The 17,929-nt window shown below is 59.3% G+C and carries 20 protein-coding genes and 1 pseudogene; 11 read left to right on the top strand and 10 right to left on the bottom strand.

Annotated features, from left to right (window positions below; all coding sequences use genetic code 11):
* Positions 1-11: 11 nt before the first annotated feature.
* Positions 12-1,361 (bottom strand): NCS2 family permease, encoded by a 1,350-nt coding sequence (locus AEQ67_RS15485; RefSeq protein ID WP_059404688.1) that lies wholly within the window; start codon positions 1,359-1,361, stop codon positions 12-14.
* Between the two features lie 314 nt (positions 1,362-1,675).
* On the bottom strand, positions 1,676-2,122 hold the full coding sequence (locus AEQ67_RS15480; RefSeq protein WP_059404687.1) for a MarR family winged helix-turn-helix transcriptional regulator: 447 nt from the start codon (positions 2,120-2,122) through the stop codon (positions 1,676-1,678).
* Positions 2,123-2,203: 81 nt separating this feature from the next.
* Between AEQ67_RS15480 and AEQ67_RS15475 the strand changes: the two genes are divergently transcribed.
* Positions 2,204-3,370: an aminotransferase-like domain-containing protein gene (locus tag AEQ67_RS15475; RefSeq protein ID WP_059404686.1), complete on the top strand. Its 1,167-nt coding sequence runs from the start codon at positions 2,204-2,206 to the stop codon at positions 3,368-3,370.
* 171 nt (positions 3,371-3,541) lie between these two features.
* Here the strand turns inward: AEQ67_RS15475 and AEQ67_RS15470 are convergent, their stop codons facing one another.
* The 5 genes from AEQ67_RS15470 to AEQ67_RS15450 form a co-directional block, all read right to left on the bottom strand.
* A complete protein-coding gene (locus tag AEQ67_RS15470; protein WP_059404685.1) occupies positions 3,542-3,913 on the bottom strand; it encodes a glutathione S-transferase N-terminal domain-containing protein in 372 nt (123 codons plus the stop codon).
* A 100-nt stretch (positions 3,914-4,013) separates the two neighbouring features.
* Complete coding sequence (gene folE, locus AEQ67_RS15465; protein WP_003204506.1) at positions 4,014-4,559, bottom strand: GTP cyclohydrolase I FolE; 546 nt, start codon at positions 4,557-4,559, stop codon at positions 4,014-4,016.
* Positions 4,560-4,636: 77 nt separating this feature from the next.
* Entirely contained in the window at positions 4,637-5,194 is a 558-nt protein-coding gene (locus AEQ67_RS15460) for a Smr/MutS family protein (protein WP_059404684.1), read from the bottom strand.
* 75 nt (positions 5,195-5,269) lie between these two features.
* On the bottom strand, positions 5,270-5,590 hold the full coding sequence (locus AEQ67_RS15455; RefSeq protein WP_059404683.1) for a hypothetical protein: 321 nt from the start codon (positions 5,588-5,590) through the stop codon (positions 5,270-5,272).
* Between the two features lie 131 nt (positions 5,591-5,721).
* Complete coding sequence (locus tag AEQ67_RS15450; RefSeq protein WP_059404682.1) at positions 5,722-6,312, bottom strand: cysteine hydrolase family protein; 591 nt, start codon at positions 6,310-6,312, stop codon at positions 5,722-5,724.
* A 240-nt stretch (positions 6,313-6,552) separates the two neighbouring features.
* On the opposite strand from AEQ67_RS15450, the gene prmB reads away from it, so the two are divergent.
* Positions 6,553-7,461 carry a 50S ribosomal protein L3 N(5)-glutamine methyltransferase gene (gene prmB, locus AEQ67_RS15445; protein ID WP_059404681.1) on the top strand — a complete coding sequence of 303 codons (909 nt, stop codon included), beginning with the start codon at positions 6,553-6,555 and terminating at the stop codon, positions 7,459-7,461.
* A gap of 207 nt (positions 7,462-7,668) precedes the next feature.
* Here prmB and AEQ67_RS15440 read toward each other — a convergent pair whose 3' ends face one another.
* Complete coding sequence (locus AEQ67_RS15440) at positions 7,669-8,460, bottom strand: hypothetical protein (RefSeq protein WP_059404680.1); 792 nt, start codon at positions 8,458-8,460, stop codon at positions 7,669-7,671.
* Positions 8,461-8,556: 96 nt separating this feature from the next.
* Positions 8,557-9,555 carry an alpha/beta hydrolase gene (locus tag AEQ67_RS15435; protein WP_059404679.1) on the bottom strand — a complete coding sequence of 333 codons (999 nt, stop codon included), beginning with the start codon at positions 9,553-9,555 and terminating at the stop codon, positions 8,557-8,559.
* Between the two features lie 83 nt (positions 9,556-9,638).
* Here AEQ67_RS15435 and aroC point away from each other — a divergent pair, with 83 nt between their 5' ends.
* From aroC to AEQ67_RS15420, 4 genes and pseudogenes are all read left to right on the top strand, one after another.
* Positions 9,639-10,730 carry a chorismate synthase gene (gene aroC, locus AEQ67_RS15430; RefSeq protein ID WP_008146116.1) on the top strand — a complete coding sequence of 364 codons (1,092 nt, stop codon included), beginning with the start codon at positions 9,639-9,641 and terminating at the stop codon, positions 10,728-10,730.
* Between the two features lie 33 nt (positions 10,731-10,763).
* Positions 10,764-11,909, top strand: a complete 1,146-nt coding sequence (locus AEQ67_RS15425) for an MFS transporter (RefSeq protein WP_059404678.1) — start codon at positions 10,764-10,766, stop codon at positions 11,907-11,909.
* A pseudogene (locus tag AEQ67_RS35095) lies at positions 11,885-11,989 on the top strand (methylthioribulose 1-phosphate dehydratase); the annotation flags it as partial. The gene AEQ67_RS15425 and the pseudogene AEQ67_RS35095, both read left to right, overlap by 25 nt.
* Before the next feature lie 12 nt (positions 11,990-12,001).
* Positions 12,002-12,547 carry a 1,2-dihydroxy-3-keto-5-methylthiopentene dioxygenase gene (locus tag AEQ67_RS15420; RefSeq protein WP_059404677.1) on the top strand — a complete coding sequence of 182 codons (546 nt, stop codon included), beginning with the start codon at positions 12,002-12,004 and terminating at the stop codon, positions 12,545-12,547.
* 201 nt (positions 12,548-12,748) lie between these two features.
* Here AEQ67_RS15420 and AEQ67_RS15415 read toward each other — a convergent pair whose 3' ends face one another.
* Positions 12,749-13,027: a DUF3509 domain-containing protein gene (locus tag AEQ67_RS15415; RefSeq protein WP_059404676.1), complete on the bottom strand. Its 279-nt coding sequence runs from the start codon at positions 13,025-13,027 to the stop codon at positions 12,749-12,751.
* Between the two features lie 342 nt (positions 13,028-13,369).
* On the opposite strand from AEQ67_RS15415, the gene AEQ67_RS15410 reads away from it, so the two are divergent.
* The 5 genes from AEQ67_RS15410 (at position 13,370) to speE (ending at position 17,902) form a co-directional block, all read left to right on the top strand.
* Complete coding sequence (locus AEQ67_RS15410) at positions 13,370-15,208, top strand: long-chain-acyl-CoA synthetase (protein WP_059404675.1); 1,839 nt, start codon at positions 13,370-13,372, stop codon at positions 15,206-15,208.
* A gap of 97 nt (positions 15,209-15,305) precedes the next feature.
* Positions 15,306-15,824, top strand: a complete 519-nt coding sequence (locus tag AEQ67_RS15405; protein ID WP_059404674.1) for an ankyrin repeat domain-containing protein — start codon at positions 15,306-15,308, stop codon at positions 15,822-15,824.
* A 166-nt stretch (positions 15,825-15,990) separates the two neighbouring features.
* The gene (locus tag AEQ67_RS15400) at positions 15,991-16,521 is read left to right on the top strand and encodes a hypothetical protein (RefSeq protein WP_059404673.1); all 531 of its coding nucleotides are present in this window, start codon (positions 15,991-15,993) and stop codon (positions 16,519-16,521) included.
* A 70-nt stretch (positions 16,522-16,591) separates the two neighbouring features.
* Positions 16,592-16,783, top strand: a complete 192-nt coding sequence (locus tag AEQ67_RS15395; RefSeq protein WP_059404672.1) for a PLDc N-terminal domain-containing protein — start codon at positions 16,592-16,594, stop codon at positions 16,781-16,783.
* A 243-nt stretch (positions 16,784-17,026) separates the two neighbouring features.
* Positions 17,027-17,902: a polyamine aminopropyltransferase gene (gene speE, locus AEQ67_RS15390; RefSeq protein ID WP_059404671.1), complete on the top strand. Its 876-nt coding sequence runs from the start codon at positions 17,027-17,029 to the stop codon at positions 17,900-17,902.
* The last annotated feature ends 27 nt before the right edge of the window (positions 17,903-17,929 follow it).

Here is a 17,929-nt window from a genome sequence, read left to right as displayed (position 1 = left end):
ACGTCTACCGCTTACAAGAAAATGAACTTGGCGATGAAGATCGCGCAGAGCACCCACAAACTGACGGAAATTTCCTTGTGCTTACCGGTGAAGGCCTTCAGCACCACATAAGTGATAAAGCCCAGCGCGATGCCGTCGGCGACCGAGAAGGTCAACGGCATCATGATCGCGGTCACGATCGCCGGAATGCTGTCGGTCGCTTCGTCCCATTCGATGTGCTTCATGCCGCCCATCATCAGCATCGCCACATAAATCAGCGCACCGGCGGTGGCATAAGCGGGGATCATGCCAGCCAGCGGTGCGAAAAACATGGCTGCAATAAATAGCACACCTACGGTCACTGCGGTAAGACCAGTCCGACCACCAGCGGCTACGCCAGCGGCACTTTCCACGTAGCTGGTGACCGGCGGAACACCGACCATCGCCCCGAATACACTGGACGCACTGTCGGCTTTCATGGCGCGGGAAAGGTTTTCGATCCGGCCGTCAGCGTTCACCAGGTTGGCGCGCTGGGCGACGCCCATCAGGGTGCCGGCGGTGTCGAACATGTGCACGAAGAGGAAGGCCAACACCACGCTGATCATGCTGACGTTGAATACGCCGGCGATGTTCATCGCCATCCAGGTCGGCGCCAGGCTCGGCGGGGCCGACATGATGCCCTCGTAGTGCACCAGCCCAAGGCCCCAGCCGGCGAGGGTCACGGTGATGATGCTGATGAGGATCGCGCCGAACACTTTGTGGTAGCTGAGCACGGCGATCATCAGGAAGCAGATGGCGGCCAGCAATGGGCCAGGCTCGCGCAGGGAACCGAGTTTGATCAAGGTGGCCGGGCTATCGACGACGATGCCGGCGGTTTTCAAGCCGATCAGCCCGAGGAACAAGCCCACGCCGGCGCCCATGGCGAAGCGCAGACTCACTGGAATGCTATTAAGCAGCCATTCGCGGATCCGCGAGAACGTCAGAATCATGAACAACACACCGGACACAAACACCGCGCCAAGCGCGGTTTCCCAGTTGTAGCCCATGGTGCCGACCACGGTGTAGGTGAAGAAAGCGTTCAGCCCCATGCCAGGCGCCAGGCCGACCGGCCAGTTGGCGTACAGGCCCATCAACAGGCAACCCAGCGCGGCGGCGATGCAGGTGGCGACGAATGCGGCACCGTGATCGATCCCGGCGTCGGCCATGATGTTGGGGTTGACGAAGATGATGTAAGCCATGGTGATGAAGGTTGTCAGACCGGCGATCAGTTCGGTCTTCACCGTGGTGCCATGCAAGGTGAGTTTGAAGATGCGCTCCAGCCAGCCATTGCGTAACGGCGGCGAGAGTTCCAGCGTCGGGGCTTCGGATTTGCGGCTTTCCACAGCGAGTACTCCTCAAGAGTTTTATTGTTATTTCCAGGGCCGGACCCATGAGGGTGGCAGCGGCCCTTTGAGGCACTTGCGAATTTGTTGACCGCCTGGTCAGGAACTCGCACGAAGTGGATTATGCTTTTGTATACAAATAAAGCAAATAATGTTTTTGGTTTTGTAGACGAAAAGTTTGGCAATAGGGATATATCGCCATAAAGGACGCCATCGCGGGCAAGCCCGCTCCCACAGTTGCCGCATTCCCCTGTGGGAGCGGGCTTGCCCGCGATAGCGTCAGATCAACCAATACAGCCCTAGCAGTCAGACACTCAGTCAGCCGCCACCTGGCTTTTCCCCAACGCCAGATTAACCGCCAACCACCCATTCACCGCCGTCTCCCCAGCCTCGGCAAACACCCGTTCGAGCAATTTCACCTGTTCGCGCCGCAACGACTGCTCAAACCGCGCGCCTTCCACGGTCAGTTCCAACAGCCGCTTACGCTTGTCGGTCTCGGACGCAACGCTGTTCACCAGATGCATTTCCACCAATTGGCGAAGCGGCATGTTCAGCGCCTGCTTGCTCACGCCGAGCAAGGCCAGCAACTCCTTGACGCTCAGGTTCGGGTAGCGGGCGATGAAAAACACGATGCGTTGATGCACCCGGCTCAAGCCTTTGCGCTCGAGCATTTCGTCGGCCTTCGCGGTGAACGCCTGGTAGCCGAAGAAAAACGCTTCCATCGCTTGTTGTTGAGTTCCGGGGTTTTTAAGGTCAAGCATATTGACGTATCCGTTCGGGCTGTCGTAATTTCGGTCAACAAGTTTGACTCATTTTCCTCTGGCCTCGCTACCGGTGACCCCATGGCTTTTTCCGAACGTGTCTCGCGCCTTAAAAGTTCTTTGATCCGTGAAATCCTCGCCGCCGCCCAGCGTCCGCAAGTGATGTCGTTCGCTGGCGGCCTGCCCGCCGAAGCCATGCTGCCGAAAGTCGAGTGGGCGGAGATGCCGGTGTCGATGGGCCAATATGGCATGAGCGAAGGCGAGCCGGCTTTGCGTGAAGCCCTGGCTGTCGAAGCCCGGGCGCTCGGTGTGCCGTGCGAGGCGAGTCAGGTGCTGGTGGTCAGCGGTTCCCAGCAAACCCTGGATTTGACCGCCAAGCTCTACATCGACAAAGGCACCGAGATTTTGCTGGAAGCGCCCACTTATCTGGCGGCGTTACAGATCTTCCAGCTGTTTGGCGCCGACTGCATCACCGTCCCGCTGGAGGCCGATGGCCCGAATCTGCCGGAACTGCGCGCCCGGCTGGAAAAACACCAACCCGCCTTCATCTACCTGATCCCGACTTTCCAGAACCCGTCGGCCGTGCGTTACAGCGAAACCAAACGCGATGCGGTGGCTACGTTGCTCGATGAGTTTGGTGTGACCCTGATCGAAGACGAGCCTTACCGTGAGCTGACCTTCGACGGCGGCAGTGCGACACCGATTGTCAGTCGTTTGAAGAACGCCAGCTGGATCTACACCGGCACCGTGTCGAAAACCCTGTTGCCAGGGTTGCGCGTCGGTTACCTGATCGCCAGTCCGGACCTGTTCCCGCACTTGCTGCGGCTCAAGCAATCGGCGGACCTGCACACCAATCGGGTCGGCCAGTGGCAGGCGCTGCAATGGATCGGCACCGAGAAATTCCAGCATCACCTGAGTGAGTTGCGGGATTTCTATCGGGTTCGGCGGGATGCGTTTCAGTCGGCACTGGTAACGCACTTTTCCGATCTGGCGGATTGGAACGTGCCGCAGGGCGGGCTGTTTTTCTGGCTGACGCTCAAGCAGCCGCTGGATACCCGGACGTTGCTCAAGGCTGCATTGGCAGCGGATGTGGCGTTCATGCCGGGCGAGCCGTTCTTTCCCGAGCCGGATAAAAATCACGGGCATCTGCGGCTGAACTTCAGCCATATCGATCCGGCGCGGCTGGATGAAGGGCTTAAGCGACTGGCAGCGGTGGTGCGCCAGGCCCAGGCGGCGCAAGCGGCCTGAGGGCAGAAACAAATAAACCGGCTCAAGGGCCGGTTTATTTTGTCCGAAGTTTGCGTTGTCCGGTCTGGCCCCATCGCGGGCAAGCCCGCTCCCACAGGTTTTGTGAACGCCACAGATCACTGTGGGAGCGGGCTTGCCCGCGATGGCGTCAGTTCAAACAACCCGAATCAATCAGGCCGCCGCAAACCGCTTATCCAGGTAATCAATAATCACCTTGGACTCATACATCCACGTGGTCTGCCCATTCTCTTCAATGCGCAGGCACGGAACCTTGATCTTGCCACCCTGTTCCAGCAGCGCCTTACGGTCCTGTTCATTATTCTTCGCATCGCGCAACGCCACCGGCACGTTCAAGCGGCGCAGGGTACGGCGGGTTTTCACGCAGAACGGGCAGGCGTGAAACTGATACAGGGTCAGGTCCTTGGCGGCCGTATTGACCTTGGCCTGAGCCTCGGCCGGGCGCTGCTTCTTGCCTGGACGGGTGATGAAGTCGATGAAGATGATCAGTTGGCCAAGGCCGACACGAAGCGCTTTTACGAACACGGTATAAGCCTCACGGGGCGAAAGAAGGCGCGCAGCTTACCTGATTTTTCACAGGCGAAAAAAAACCGGCGATGAATGCCGGTTTTCTTCGTGCTGCACATTACTTGATCAAACTGAGAAACTCGCTGCGGGTCGCCGCGTTTTCGCGGAACTCACCGAGCATCACCGAGGTGATCATCGACGAATTCTGTTTCTCGACACCGCGCATCATCATGCACATGTGCTTGGCCTCGATCACCACCGCAACGCCCAGGGCGCCGGTGACTTGCTGGACCGCATCGGCGATCTGGCGGCTGAGGTTTTCCTGGATCTGCAGGCGGCGGGCGTACATATCGACGATCCGCGCGACTTTCGACAGCCCCAACACCTTGCCGCTCGGGATGTAGGCGACGTGGGCCTTGCCGATGAACGGCAACAGGTGGTGTTCGCACAACGAGTAGAGCTCGATGTCCTTCACCAGCACCATTTCGCTGTTATCGGAGCTGAACAAGGCACCGTTGGTGACCTCTTCCAGCGTCTGTTCATAACCGCGGCAGAGGTACTGCATGGCTTTGGCGGCACGTTTTGGCGTGTCGAGCAGGCCCTCGCGGGAGACGTCCTCGCCCAGTTGGCCGAGAATCGCGGTGTAATTCTGTTCCAGGGACATGAAACTACCTGTGGGATTTTACGCAAAGGGCAAGGGTACGGTGGCGGACACGGCGCTGCAAGCGTGAAGCGACAGCTTTACTCGTCGCGGCCTTCCATCATGGTTCGTTTAAGCATCACATAAACGGCGCCGGCGCCGCCGTGTCTGGCCTGGCACGAGGTGAAACCGAGCACTTGGGAATGCTGGCGCAGCCAGGTGTTGACGTGGCTTTTGATCATCGGCCGCTTGCCGTCCAGACGCACGGCTTTGCCATGGGTGACGCGCACGCAGCGGATTTCGAATTTGGTCGCTTCGGCCAGAAAAGCCCAGAGGGTTTCCCGGGCCTTTTCCACGTTCATGCCATGCAGGTCCAGGCTGCCTTCGAACGGAATCTGTCCGATCTTGAGCTTGCGCATCTGGCTTTCCTGAACACCGTCGCGTGCCCACATCAACTCGTCTTCCGGGCCGACGTCGATCACGAACTGATCGGACAGCCCGTCAACAGTGGTGGCATCGGTGCGCACGGTGGCGGCCTGACGCAGCTTGGCGATCTGCGCGCGGTCAGCTTTGGGTTTGCCGGTTTCGGCGCGATCATGCTTGATCGGCTTGACGCCTTGGATCGCGCTTTTGAACAGGGAAAAATCGTCGTCTTGCATGTCAGCCTCCGCGAAGGGCGGCCAGTTTACCCAACTCGAGACGAATCGGGCGCGAGAAAACGCGAAGCGTTCGACTCAGTCGTGTTTTTTCATCAGATGCGGGGACATGTTCAACTCGCGCGATTGACGCGAACGGCGACGGCAACGGCGCCACAGCCACACACCGATGTACAGCACGAACAGGCCGATCGCCAGTATCACCGCCGAACCGGTCCGGTTGGTGTTCAATTCACCCAGGGCGGGTGCATGGCCGAGCAGGCTGGCGGCACCCGCCATGGCGAGCAACACACCGGACATCGCCAGCAACGCCGCAATCGCTGCGCCGATTCGAAAACGCCAGTTGCGTTGGCCTTTGGGCCGCAAGCGGCGAGCGTCAAAACCATCGGATAACTTCATTCCGACCTTCCTCAATGGGTATCGGCCCTTCGACCGGGAGTTGTCCGGGATGTTCCTGAGGCTAAGACAATTGCAGCAAATGATAGGCTTTTACGGATGAGCGGCAGCTTGCACCGCTCATCGAAGGTCGATCAGATCAGCTCTTGCGTCAGGGCCACGACTGCAAAATTGTCCGCCATGATTGCCATTTCCGTCTGATGAACGTGCTCGGCGCTGAGGACGCCACCTTTGTAGGGCAAATCTCGGGTGGCGCAGGCGTCTTCAACAAGGGTGCAGCGAAAGCCCAGGTTTTTCGCCGCACGCACGGTGGTGCTGACACTGGAGTGGCTCATGAAGCCACACACGACCAGGTCCACCGAGCCGAGTTCTTCCAGGCGCTTTTTCAGATCCGTGCCGTGGAATGCACTGGGCAGGATTTTTTCAATTCTGATTTCGCCGGCAAGCGGCTCCAGCCCGGGAATGAACTGCCCGCGCTCGCCACGTGGGTCGAACAGCCCACCGACAGTGCCGAGATGGCTGACATGCACAATCGGCCGGCCGGCAGCACGGGCAGCGGCCACCAGTTGCTTGATGTTCGCGACGGCAGCATCCATGCCACTCAGGGCCAGGGGGCCACTGAGGTATTCTTTCTGGGCATCGATGATGACAAGGGTCGCGTGACCCAGTTTGGCTGCTGCGTAACCGCGGCCGCTGAGTTGAAACATCGTTTGTGGAACGGACATTCTGGGGCTCCTTCGGGTGGGGCTTTTGCGACATTGTCCTCTGGCTGAGCGCTTCTGTGAATCGCTACCATCGTAGGCACCGTCGTTGCTGGCCCGTAGCCTTGTCAATAGGCCCGTTTTGTTCAATGGCCAGTCGATAAAATAGAATAGTCCTACATTTGCCCCGGTGTTTTTCCCGCGTCGTCGTGACGCGTTTTGGCTGTTAGAATCGCCAGTCGTTTTTTCTGGAGTTTGCCCGCCGTGATCACTTCCCGACTTCGTACCCTGCGCGACCATATCCGTTGGGCCGTCAGCCGCTTCCATGGGGAGGATCTGTTTTTCGGCCATGGGACTGACAACGCCTGGGACGAAGCCCGTCAACTGGTGTTGGGTGCCTTGCACTTGCCGTGGGAAATCGCCGACAGCTACCTCGACTGCAATCTCGAAGAAGATGAGCTGGTCAACCTGCAACGCTTGCTCAAGCGTCGCATCGAAGAGCGCATTCCTACGGCTTACCTGTTGGGTGAAGCGTGGTTCTGTGGCATGTCGTTCATCGTCGATGAGCGCGTGCTGATCCCGCGTTCGCCGATTGGCGAGCTGATCGAAAATCGTTTTACGCCGTGGCTGGCCAACGAGCCTGCGCGAATTCTCGACCTGTGCACCGGGTCCGGTTGCATTGGCATTGCCTGCGCCTACGAATTCCAGAATGCCGAAGTGGTGCTGGCTGACCTGTCGTTCGAGGCGCTTGAAGTCGCCAATCAAAACATTGAGCGCCATGGCGTCGATGAGCGGGTGTACACGGTGCAGGGCGACGGCTTCGATGGTTTGCCGGGTCAGCGTTTCGACCTGATCGTGTCGAACCCGCCTTACGTCGATGCCGAAGATTTCGCCGACATGCCGGACGAATACCAGCACGAGCCGGAGCTAGGCCTGGCCTGCGGTGATGATGGCTTGAACCTGGTGCGCCGGATGCTCGCCGAAGCGGCGGATCACCTGACCGAGAAGGGCTTGCTGATTGTCGAAGTGGGCAACAGCCAGGTTCACGTTGAAGGGCTGTATCCGGAAGTCGACTTCGCCTGGCTCGATTTCGAGCGCGGCGGGCACGGCGTGTTCATGTTGACGGCGGAACAGTGCCGCAATCACCAGGCATTGTTCGCTTCCCGCGCCTGACCTTAGAAAGCTATCGCGGGCAAGCCACGCTCCCACAGGTTTTGTGTTTGCCACCTCATTTGGGTACGACACAACACCTGTAGGAGCGAGCTTGCTCGCGATGGACGTCAACGATAACGCGTGGTTTCTGGTTAAACACGTCGCCTTCAAATCCATCGCGAGCAAGCTCGCTCCTACAAAGAATGGCCGCGCCGCGGTCTCAAACCATCAACGGTGTGTAGCAATCCAGATCAACAACCCCGCCTGAAACACCGCAAACGCCACCAGGCAGGTAATGGTGAAGCGCAACCCCGCGTCTTCACGCTTGTACTTGCTGACTTTTTCTTCGTGTTTCTTCAGCTTCACTTCCTGCTCGAGCAGATTCTGCTCGGCCTGCTGGAGCATCTGCGCTGCCTCGAGGATTTCCACCACCTGCAGTTTTTCGCTGTTCCAGTCACCCAGCAGGTCGCTGACCTGGACCTCTTTGACGCTGCCCTTCAAATGCTGGGCGTCGGCGTAGACCACGTCGAAACCGTGCATCCGCAGAAAGTGATCGCGGCGCAGGCGCGTGTCTTCGTTCAGCGCGTCCTTGTTGTTCAGGTCGCTGCCGTCGACGGTGTAGCCGGGCCATCGCTTCTTCGCCCAGGTCACCCCTTGAGCCGCCATGTACCGCCCGATGCCACGGTTCAACGGTTCGATCTGCAAACCGCTGTCAGGACCGAAACGCACGCGTTTTTCAGCGTGGTCGACCCACACGTCCAGATGATTCTGTTCCTTGCGCACGCGCTGGCCGGGCAGTGTGATGCTCATGCGCAGCAGGCTGTGCTCCTTGTCGTTGCGCTCGGCGTAGCCGAACTCGACAAAACGCAGTGGCCGCCCACCAGTGTTGCGGTCGGTCTGCAACGGGGCCAGGCGGAGCATCTTGTGGTGCTCGGCGTGGACGTCCGCCCACGGCAGCTCAACCGCCGGCGGTGCCTCTTTTTCAGCGGTGGTGTCGGGTGAAGTCTGGGTATCAGTCATAACGGCGAGGTCCTGTCCAAGCGCTTGCCGCCAGTCATAGCGCTGGCGACAAAGGCTTATCGGCCGTTTTTTTCAGGACTGGAGGGTAAAGCCCGCTTAACTGGAGCGAAGTCCGTCAATAAACCCGAGGATTCGCGAGCCCAGTTCGGCCGCCAGCGGCAATTGTGGATCCTTATAAGAAGCCAACTGCCGTTTGACGTCATTGGGCACGATGCGCATGACGTGGTTCATGCCTTCGATCAATGCCAGTTCAGCGTCGGGTTTGGCCGCCTGGAGCAGTTTGGCGTCACCGACACCGACCTGGATGTCGTTGCTGCCCTGGATAATCAGCGCCGGCATCTTCAACTTGGCGAACGCCGCTGCCGGGTCCTGGCGGAACAACGAAATCAGGTACGGCTGCACGCTCGGGCGGAAAATCACCTGCAACTGCGGCGGCACGTTGTCGTCGGTGTGACCAGCCTTGAGGCTGTCGAGCAGTTCATTGCTGCGCAGCAACAGTGGCGGTGGCAGGCGATTGCTCAGTTGTTGGCGCAGCACCTGATCGATCGGCCGGGCGCTGCCGGACATCGAAATCACCGCTGCGGCGTCGAGACTCGGCGCCGCCAGGCTGGCAATCAAGGCGCCTTCGCTATGCCCCAGCAGTATCAGTTGGCCAAAGCGCGGGTCGGCTTTGAGTTTCTGACCCCAGGCCTCGGCGTCGGCGACATACGCTTCCACCGACAGATTGCGCTCGTCCGGCGTGGCCGCCAGGCTCGCCGCCACGCCGCGCTTGTCGTAGCGCACGCTGGCGATGTTGTGTTTGGCCAGCACCCAGGCCAGTCGTTTGAGACTGTCATTGCGCCCGCCATCGGGGTTATTGCCGTCACGGTCTGTAGGACCGGAGCCGGAAATGATCAGGACAACCGGCACTGGCTGGTCGGATTTGGGCAGCAACAGCGGGCCGAAAAGCTCCCCGGTGCCGGTTTCCAAAGTGATCGGCCGTTGCAGGACAGTGGCCTGCACAAAGCCGGTAAACAAGGTAAGGCTCAAGGCTAGAACTCGCAGCATCATCACGCCATCATCAACAAGATGCCGGTTGGACTCACGGACACCCATAAGGTTCGAGGATGAACTACTTGGGTAGCCTGCGTATACTGGCGCGCATTACGTATTCAGGTTCATTTCACGGAGCGTCCTGCATGTCCGGCAATACCTACGGCAAGCTGTTCACTGTCACCACCGCGGGCGAAAGCCATGGTCCGGCGTTGGTCGCCATTGTCGACGGCTGCCCGCCGGGTCTGGAGATTTCCCTGGAGGATTTGCAGCGCGACCTCGATCGCCGCAAACCCGGCACCAGCCGCCATACGACCCAGCGCCAGGAAGCCGACGAAGTCGAAATCCTCTCCGGCGTGTTCGAAGGTCGCACCACCGGTTGCTCCATCGGCCTGTTGATCCGCAACACCGACCAGAAGTCCAAGGACTACTCGGCGATCAAGGATCTGTTCCGCCCGGCCCACGCCGATTACACCTACCACCACAAATACGGCGAGCGCGATTACCGCGGTGGCGGTCGCAGTTCGGCCCGTGAAACCGCGATGCGCGTGGCCGCCGGGGCGATTGCGAAGAAATACCTGGCCACCCAGGGCATCGTCATTCGTGGCTACATGAGCCAGCTTGGCCCGATCGAAATCCCGTTCAAGACCTGGGATTCGGTGGAAGAGAACGCCTTCTTCAGCCCCGATCCGGACAAAGTGCCGGAGCTGGAAGCCTATATGGACCAGCTGCGTCGCGACCAGGATTCGGTCGGCGCGAAGATTACCGTCGTCGCTGAAGGCGTGATGCCAGGCCTCGGCGAGCCGATTTTCGACCGCCTCGACGCCGAACTGGCCCATGCGCTAATGAGCATCAACGCGGTCAAGGGCGTGGAAATCGGCGCCGGTTTCGCCAGCGTCGCCCAGCGTGGCACCGAACACCGCGATGAAATGACCCCGCAAGGGTTCCTCAGCAACAACGCGGGCGGCATCCTCGGCGGCATTTCGTCGGGTCAGCCGATCGTTGCGCACCTGGCGTTAAAGCCAACGTCGAGCATCACCACGCCGGGCCGTTCGATCGACATCCACGGCAACCCGGTGGAAGTCGTCACCAAAGGCCGTCATGACCCGTGCGTCGGCATCCGCGCCACGCCGATCGCCGAAGCGATGATGGCCATCGTGCTGATGGATCACCTGCTGCGTCACCGTGGGCAAAACCTTGATGTGCGCGTGAGCACTCCGGTGTTGGGTCAGCTTTAATGGCTGACCTGACGGCCGCTGCGGTCTGACACCGTGGCGGCGCTCCCGTACTGGCGGCTTTCCAGTTTCTATCTGTTCTATTTCGCCTTGCTCGGTTCGACAGCGCCGTTTCTGGCGCTGTACTTCGATCACCTGGGCTTTTCCAGCGCGCGCATCGGCGAGCTGGTGGCGATCCCGATGCTGATGCGCTGCGTGGCGCCGAACCTCTGGGGCTGGCTCGGTGACTACACCGGCCGGCGCCTGGCCATCGTGCGCTTCGGCGCGGTCTGTACGTTGCTGACCTTCTCGCTGATTTTCGTCAGCAAGACCTACGCCTGGCTGGCAATGGTCATGGCCCTGCACGCCTTCTTCTGGCACGCGGTACTGCCGCAATTCGAAGTCATCACCCTGGCGCATTTGAAGGGGCAGACGTCGCGCTACAGTCAAATCCGGCTCTGGGGTTCGATCGGTTTCATCATCACCGTGGTTGCGCTGGGCCGGCTGTTTGAATGGCTGAGCCTCGACATCTATCCGGTGGCGCTGGTGCTGGTCATGGCGGGGATCGTGGGGAGCAGTCTGTGGGTGCCGAACGCTCAACCGCCACAGAGCGATCGGGTGACGGGAGAAGGCTTTCTCAAGCAATTGCTCAGCCCCGGTGTGTTGGCGTTTTACGCCTGCGTGGCGCTGATGCAGATGAGCCACGGTCCGTATTACACCTTCCTGACCCTGCACCTTGAGCGACTCGGCTACAGCCGTGGATTGATCGGCATGCTCTGGGCGGTCGGCGTGGTCGCCGAAGTGTTGATGTTCCTGGCCATGAGCAAGATCCTCGCGCATTTCTCGGTGCGTCGGGTGCTGCTGGCGAGTTTCCTGCTGGCGGCGCTGCGCTGGTTGCTGCTCGGTTCGTTCGCCGAGTTTCTCTGGGTGCTGTTGTTTGCCCAAGTGTTGCACGCGGCGACATTCGGCAGCTTTCATGCGGCGGCCATCCAGTTCGTGCAACGTAGTTTCGGCGCGCGCCAGCAAGGGCAGGGCCAGGCGCTTTACGCGGCGCTGGCCGGCATCGGTGGCGCATTGGGGGCGTTGTATTCCGGCTACAGTTGGAATGCGCTCGGCGCAACATTGACCTTTAGTATTGCAAGCCTCGCAGCCTTCGCGGCAGCCGTTATCATTGCGACCTGTATGCAAGAGGACAGGGCATGAGCAGTGCGCTGCGCCAGATCGAGGCCGTTGAATTTTTGTTCGAGTGCGAGTTGAAGACGCGCTCCTTCTTGAACCGTTAAGGAGTTGCCGCCATGAGCAGCCTGTCCGTTTATCACCTCTCCAGCCCTGAGCTACCGAACAAGGTGCTGACCCATTTCGAAGACATCGCTTCGACCCTGGCCGAGCAGGGCGTGCGCTTTGACCGTTGGCAAGCCGCCGCGAAGATCCAGCCGGGTGCCAGCCAGGAAGACATGATTGCCGCCTATCAGGCGCCAATCGACAAGCTGATGACTGAGCGCGGTTACCTCAGCATCGACGTGGTCAGCTTCAACAGCGATGACCCGCAAACAGCCGAGATGCGTGCCAAGTTCCTCGACGAACACTGCCATGGCGAAGACGCCGTACGATTTTTCGTCGCCGGTCGTGGGTTGTTCAGCCTGCACATCGACGATTACGTCTATGCCGTGCTCTGCGAAAAAAATGACCTGATCATCGTGCCGGCTGGTACGAAGTATTGGTTCGACATGGGCGAGCACCCGCACTTTATAACGATCCGTCTGTGTAAAAGCCCTGAAGGCTTTGAGGCCAGCTTCACCGGCGATGACATCGCCAGCCGCTTCCCGCTGCTCGAAGACTGAAACCACGACACCTGACCTGTAGGAGCAGAGCTTGCTCGCGAAAGCGGTATGTCAGGCAACATCAATGTTGAATAGCAAACCGCCTTCGCGGGCAAGCCTCGCTCCTACAGGTTATAGGTACAGATTTGCGGGATTACAGAAACAACTCAGGCCGTGAAGCTAAAGCTTGCACGGCCTGTTTGTTTGCAGCGCGGAACGGTTTTAAACCGAGTGATAGGTCGGCAAAGCAAACCGCTGTTGGCTTTGCAGCATGGAGATTTGTGGCAGTTCGCTGGCCTGTTCGGCGAGGTCACGACGAATCGCGCTGATCACCCACGACAATTGATCGCCAGCATGCAGTTGCTGATAGGAAATCGAGCGTTTGAAGACTTTACCTTCGCTGCTGCGCAGGGTCAGCAGGATGCCACCGTCAGGTCGTGCCTGAGTGGTCACTTCGAAGTTGGAGAACAAGGACGAAAATTTTTCTTGGATCAGGCTCATGTCTGTCAGCTCCGTTAGCTCTTGAATGGCAAGCATGCAGAGGTAGTTGCAGTGATTGTGCCAGCACCTGATTTTTAAAAAGTCGTTATAAATCAATAGGATATTTTTTCACTCATTTTTTACTTTCGTGCAATCTGCATGAAAGGCCATCGTGCATCCTGCATTTTGCGTGGTCGGCGAGGATTTGATGGAACCATTTGGCCGGGCCGTGGTTGCCGGTTTCCGCCCCCTCGGCGGCGGATACAAAACATTGCAAAAACCGCGTGTACAGCTCAAGAACCGCTGACGTATTTTCGGGTTCAATCACCGCCGCCCGACAATAAAAAATCGAACGGGAGCAACATGAGCCGCACGCCGAACGACACGATTACCTGGGGCATGATGCTCCGCAAGCTGCCTTCCATTGCCAAAGCCATTCCCCGAGTGGTGAAGGGCATGAAGGTCGCCAACGTCAAGGACCCGACCCAACCGTGTGGCCTTGGCTGGAGTTTCGAGCAGGCCACCTTGCGCAATCCCGACGGCCCGGCGTTGCTGCACGGCGACGTGTTGCTGACTTATGCACAGGTCAACCAGTGGGCCAATCGCATCGCCCATCACTTGATTGCCCAAGGCATCCGCAAGGGCGATGGGGTGGCAGTGTTCATCGAGAACCGCCCGGAACTGCTGGTGACGATTTTGGCGGTGGCCAAGGTCGGCGCGATCAGTGCCTTGCTCAATACCTCGCAGACCCGCGATACCCTGGCGCACAGCCTGAACCTGGTGGCGCCAGCGGCGATCATTGTCGGCGAAGAGCTGGCCCCGGCGTTTGCAGCGGTCCGTGATCGGGTGTCGATCGAGGTGTCGCGCACCTGGTTCGTTGCCGATCAAGACACCTACACCCATCCGGGCATTGCGCCCGCCGGGTTCATCAACCTGATGACCGCCAGTGTCGACGGCCCCGGTGACAACCCCGCCAGCAGCCGGCAGATTTTCTTCGACGATCCTTGCTTCTTTATCTACACCTCGGGCACCACCGGGTTGCCCAAGGCTGGCATCTTCAAACACGGCCGCTGGATGCGCAGCTCTGCGAGCTTCGGCATGATCGCGCTGGATATGCGCCCCGAAGACGTCGTTTATTGCACCTTGCCGCTCTATCACGCCACCGGGCTGTGCGTGTGCTGGGGCTCGGCGATCAGCGGCGCCTCGGGGTTTGCCATCCGCCGCAAGTTCAGCGCCAGTCAGTTCTGGAGCGACGTGCGCAAATACCGCGCGACCACCCTCGGTTACGTCGGCGAATTGTGCCGCTACCTGGTGGATCAACCGGCCAGTGCCGACGACAGCAAACACGGCGTGACAAAAATGATCGGCAACGGCCTGCGGCCCGGCGCGTGGGGCGAGTTCAAGACGCGGTTCGGGGTCAATCACATCTGCGAGCTGTACGCCGCCAGCGATGGCAATATCGGCTTCACCAACATTCTGAACTTCGACAACACCGTGGGTTTTTCCCTGATGTCATGGGAGTTGGCGGCATACGACCACGCCAGCGGCGAGCCGATTCGCGATGCCAAGGGTTTCATGCGCAAAGGCGCCAAGGGCGAGCAGGGGTTGTTGCTGGCGAAAATCGACGACAAGGCGCCGCTGGACGGCTACACCGATCCGCAGAAGACCGAAAAGGTCGTGCTCCACGACGTGTTCGAGAAGGGCGACCGTTACTTCAACACCGGTGACCTGCTGCGCAATATCGGTTTTGGTCACGCGCAGTTCGTCGACCGCTTGGGCGACACTTACCGCTGGAAGGGCGAAAACGTCTCGACCACCGAGGTCGAGAACATCCTCCTGCAGCACCCGAATATTTCCGAAGCCGTGGCCTACGGGGTGGAAATCCACAACACCAATGGCCGCGCCGGGATGGCCGCGATCACGCCAGCCGAATCCCTCGCGACCCTGGATTTCAGCGAACTGCTGGCCTTCGCCCGCCAGCAAATGCCCGCTTATGCGGTGCCGTTGTTCCTGCGGGTGAAAGTGAAAATGGAAACCACTGGAACCTTCAAATACCAGAAGACCCGTCTCAAGGACGAAGCGTTTGACCCGAATAAAACCGGCGACGATCCGATCTATGCCTGGCTACCGGGGACCCAGACTTATGTGCAGGTGACCGAGCAGTTGCTGGCGGACATTCAAAGCGGCAAGCACCGTTATTGAATGTGGCTATGGCCGCCCATGAGAAAAAAGGAGTGACAGTGTCGGGGCTGCTCGGGAAACTGTCGGCTTTCCGATTGACCGAATAATGGAGTCCCCCATGTCAGACCAAAGCCGCCAGATGTCCCCCGAGGAAGCCGCTGAATTTGCCGAACAGGTATTCAACAAGGCGCGCGAGGGCGATGCGGCCATGATGGCTGCGCTGCTGACCAAGGGCCTGCCGCCGAACCTGCGCAATCACAAGGGCGATACCTTGTTGATGCTGGCCGCGTACCACGGCCATGTCGAAACCGTGAAAGTCCTGCTCGAACACAAGGCCGACCCGGAAATCCGCAACGACAACGGCCAAAGCCCGATTGCCGGCGCAGCGTTCAAGGGTGACCTGGCGGTGGTCAAGGCGTTGGTCGAAGGTGGCGCGCAAGTGGAAGGTTCGTCGTTCGACGGCCGTACGGCGCTGATGATGGCGGCGATGTTCAACCGCGTTGAAATCGTCGACTACCTGATCAGCAAGGGCGCCGACCCGAAAGCCAAGGATGCCAATGGCGTCTCGGCGCTGGATGCAGCTAAGACCATGGGCGCCGTCGATACCACCGCGCAGCTTGAGAAATTGGTTGGCTGACAGTCAGCCTTCGCGGGCAAGCCCGCTCCCACAGGGATTTGTGTCGATCGAAAATTATCGCTCAGGCACAATTCCTGTGGGAGCGGGCTTGCCCGCGAATGGGCCAAACGCGATCAATGCGTTATCCTTCGCGCCCTCAAATTTCCCTCGCTACAGGATCTGCCCCATGAAAGCCGCGCTCGTCGAACTCATCAGCAAAATCAGCTCCGGGTGCATGAGCGACGACGAAATCCTGAAAGTCGCCGACGAAGCGGCCCAGGCCTACGCCGATCCGCAGGCTTTTCTGACAGCCAATCCGGACATCAACTACGACGACACCTTCCCGATGCCCCTGGGTGAGTGGGTCGTAGTGGGTAGTCTGCCGGAGACTGTGCTATTCCAGGCCGACACCTACATGGACTTGTTCGCGCAGATCGTCGCTTCGTTCGGCCCCGGCGTTGATTTCAATATCAAACCCAAGCAACTGGCCAAGACCGAAGCGCTGACCGCGCTCAATCGCATTCAGGTGCAAATGAGCAGCATGAACAAGGAAAACGGCGGCTACGTGCTGATGAACTTCAGCCAGTTGCTCGACGACGAACTGCAAGTGGTGCTGGTCTACGGCAACGACGTGCCGCGTGTACTCGAGTTGTGCGCTGAAGTCGGCATCACTGCCGCGCCGTCCCTGGAAGCCTTGAAAGTGGCGATTCACGTTTGATGGAATAAAACGGAACCCTCGCCATCGCCGTCTATCCTAAGAGGGCACACCACTCTTAGGGAGCGTCACCATGGGTTCCACGTTCAACGGCCTGATTGGCCTGATCATTCTTGCCCTGGACATCTGGGCAATCATCAACGTGCTGAAAAGTGGCGCCGACACCGGGATGAAAATCATCTGGGTGCTGCTGATCCTGTTGCTGCCGGTCCTCGGCCTGATCATCTGGGCCATCGCCGGGCCACGAGGCAACGTACGGGTCTGACTTTGGCCATACCTGTAGGAGCGAGGCTTGCCCGCGAAGAACGATAACGCGGTCTGTCTGAAGTACCGCGCCGTAGCATTCGCGGGCAAGCCTCGCTCCTACACATAGTGTCGGCATACGAGCTTCGACCTGTCATATTCCGCGACGTAGAATGCGCGTCTCTCCCGGTTGATCGAGCCGATCGATTGTCCGTCATGGGCGGGTAACCGTCCGTTGCCCACCGCATTCATCGGAGCAATTCCCATGAGCAACTTCACCACCTGCGAATACCTGGAAACCCTCTACGAAGGTTACGGCCAGCGTTTTCGCATGGAAAAACTGCTGCACGAAGTGCGGACCGAACACCAGCACCTGGTGATCTTCGAAAACCCGCGCATGGGCCGGGTCATGGCGCTGGATGGCGTGATTCAGACCACCGAAGCCGATGAATTCATCTACCACGAGATGCTCGCCCACGTACCGATCATCGCCCATGGCTCTGCCAAGCGCGTGTTGATCATCGGTGGCGGCGACGGCGGCATGTTGCGTCAAGTGGCGAAGCACCGCAGCATCGAGCACATCACCATGGTCGAGATCGACGGCACCGTGGTCGAAATGTGCAAACAATTCCTGCCCAACCACTCCAAGGGAGCGTTCGATGATCCGCGCCTGAACCTGGTGATTGATGACGGCATGCGTTTTGTCGCGAACACCACTGAAAAGTTCGACGTGATCATTTCCGACGCCACCGATCCGATCGGACCGGGTGAAGTGCTGTTTTCGGAAAACTTCTATCAGGCCTGCCGTCGCTGCCTCAACGAAGGCGGCATCCTGGTCACCCAGAACGGCACGCCGTTCATGCAAATCGAAGAAGTCAAAACCACCGCGGGTCGCCTGCGCAGCCTGTTCCCGGACTGGCATTTCTATCAGGCGGCCGTGCCGACCTACATCGGCGGCTCGATGACGTTTGCCTGGGGCGCGACCAATACCGCTTATCGCAAGCTGTCCCGCGAAACCTTGCAGCAGCGCTTTGCCGGTAGCGGCATCATCACGCGCTACTACAATCCAGAAATCCACATCGGCGCCTTTGCCTTGCCGCAATATGTGCTGCAAGCGGTGAACAAGCCAAGTAACGACTAAAATTGTATGCACAACCCCTGTAGGCGC

The organism is Pseudomonas sp. RIT-PI-q (assembly GCF_001297125.1).
GTDB lineage: Bacteria > Pseudomonadota > Gammaproteobacteria > Pseudomonadales > Pseudomonadaceae > Aquipseudomonas.
Note: the sequence above shows the minus strand (reverse complement) of the source record. Positions and strands in the feature narration are given on the sequence as shown.

Excerpts from the sequence above, each read along its gene's own strand:
- AEQ67_RS15395 (WP_059404672.1), top strand. The coding sequence starts at position 16,592 with ATGGGTTCCACGTTCAACGGCCTGATTGGCCTGATCATTCTTGCCCTG.
- AEQ67_RS15400 (WP_059404673.1), top strand. The coding sequence starts at position 15,991 with ATGAAAGCCGCGCTCGTCGAACTCATCAGCAAAATCAGCTCCGGGTGC.
- AEQ67_RS15455 (WP_059404683.1), bottom strand. The coding sequence starts at position 5,590 with ATGAAGTTATCCGATGGTTTTGACGCTCGCCGCTTGCGGCCCAAAGGC.
- AEQ67_RS15450 (WP_059404682.1), bottom strand. The coding sequence starts at position 6,312 with ATGTCCGTTCCACAAACGATGTTTCAACTCAGCGGCCGCGGTTACGCA.
- folE (WP_003204506.1), bottom strand. The coding sequence starts at position 4,559 with ATGTCCCTGGAACAGAATTACACCGCGATTCTCGGCCAACTGGGCGAG.
- AEQ67_RS15415 (WP_059404676.1), bottom strand. The coding sequence starts at position 13,027 with ATGAGCCTGATCCAAGAAAAATTTTCGTCCTTGTTCTCCAACTTCGAA.
- aroC (WP_008146116.1), top strand. The coding sequence starts at position 9,639 with ATGTCCGGCAATACCTACGGCAAGCTGTTCACTGTCACCACCGCGGGC.
- speE (WP_059404671.1), top strand. The coding sequence starts at position 17,027 with ATGAGCAACTTCACCACCTGCGAATACCTGGAAACCCTCTACGAAGGT.
- AEQ67_RS15475 (WP_059404686.1), top strand. The coding sequence starts at position 2,204 with ATGGCTTTTTCCGAACGTGTCTCGCGCCTTAAAAGTTCTTTGATCCGT.
- AEQ67_RS15435 (WP_059404679.1), bottom strand. The coding sequence starts at position 9,555 with ATGGGTGTCCGTGAGTCCAACCGGCATCTTGTTGATGATGGCGTGATG.
- AEQ67_RS15410 (WP_059404675.1), top strand. The coding sequence starts at position 13,370 with ATGAGCCGCACGCCGAACGACACGATTACCTGGGGCATGATGCTCCGC.
- AEQ67_RS15480 (WP_059404687.1), bottom strand. The coding sequence starts at position 2,122 with ATGCTTGACCTTAAAAACCCCGGAACTCAACAACAAGCGATGGAAGCG.
- AEQ67_RS15440 (WP_059404680.1), bottom strand. The coding sequence starts at position 8,460 with ATGACTGATACCCAGACTTCACCCGACACCACCGCTGAAAAAGAGGCA.
- AEQ67_RS15405 (WP_059404674.1), top strand. The coding sequence starts at position 15,306 with ATGTCAGACCAAAGCCGCCAGATGTCCCCCGAGGAAGCCGCTGAATTT.
- AEQ67_RS15460 (WP_059404684.1), bottom strand. The coding sequence starts at position 5,194 with ATGCAAGACGACGATTTTTCCCTGTTCAAAAGCGCGATCCAAGGCGTC.
- AEQ67_RS15420 (WP_059404677.1), top strand. The coding sequence starts at position 12,002 with ATGAGCAGCCTGTCCGTTTATCACCTCTCCAGCCCTGAGCTACCGAAC.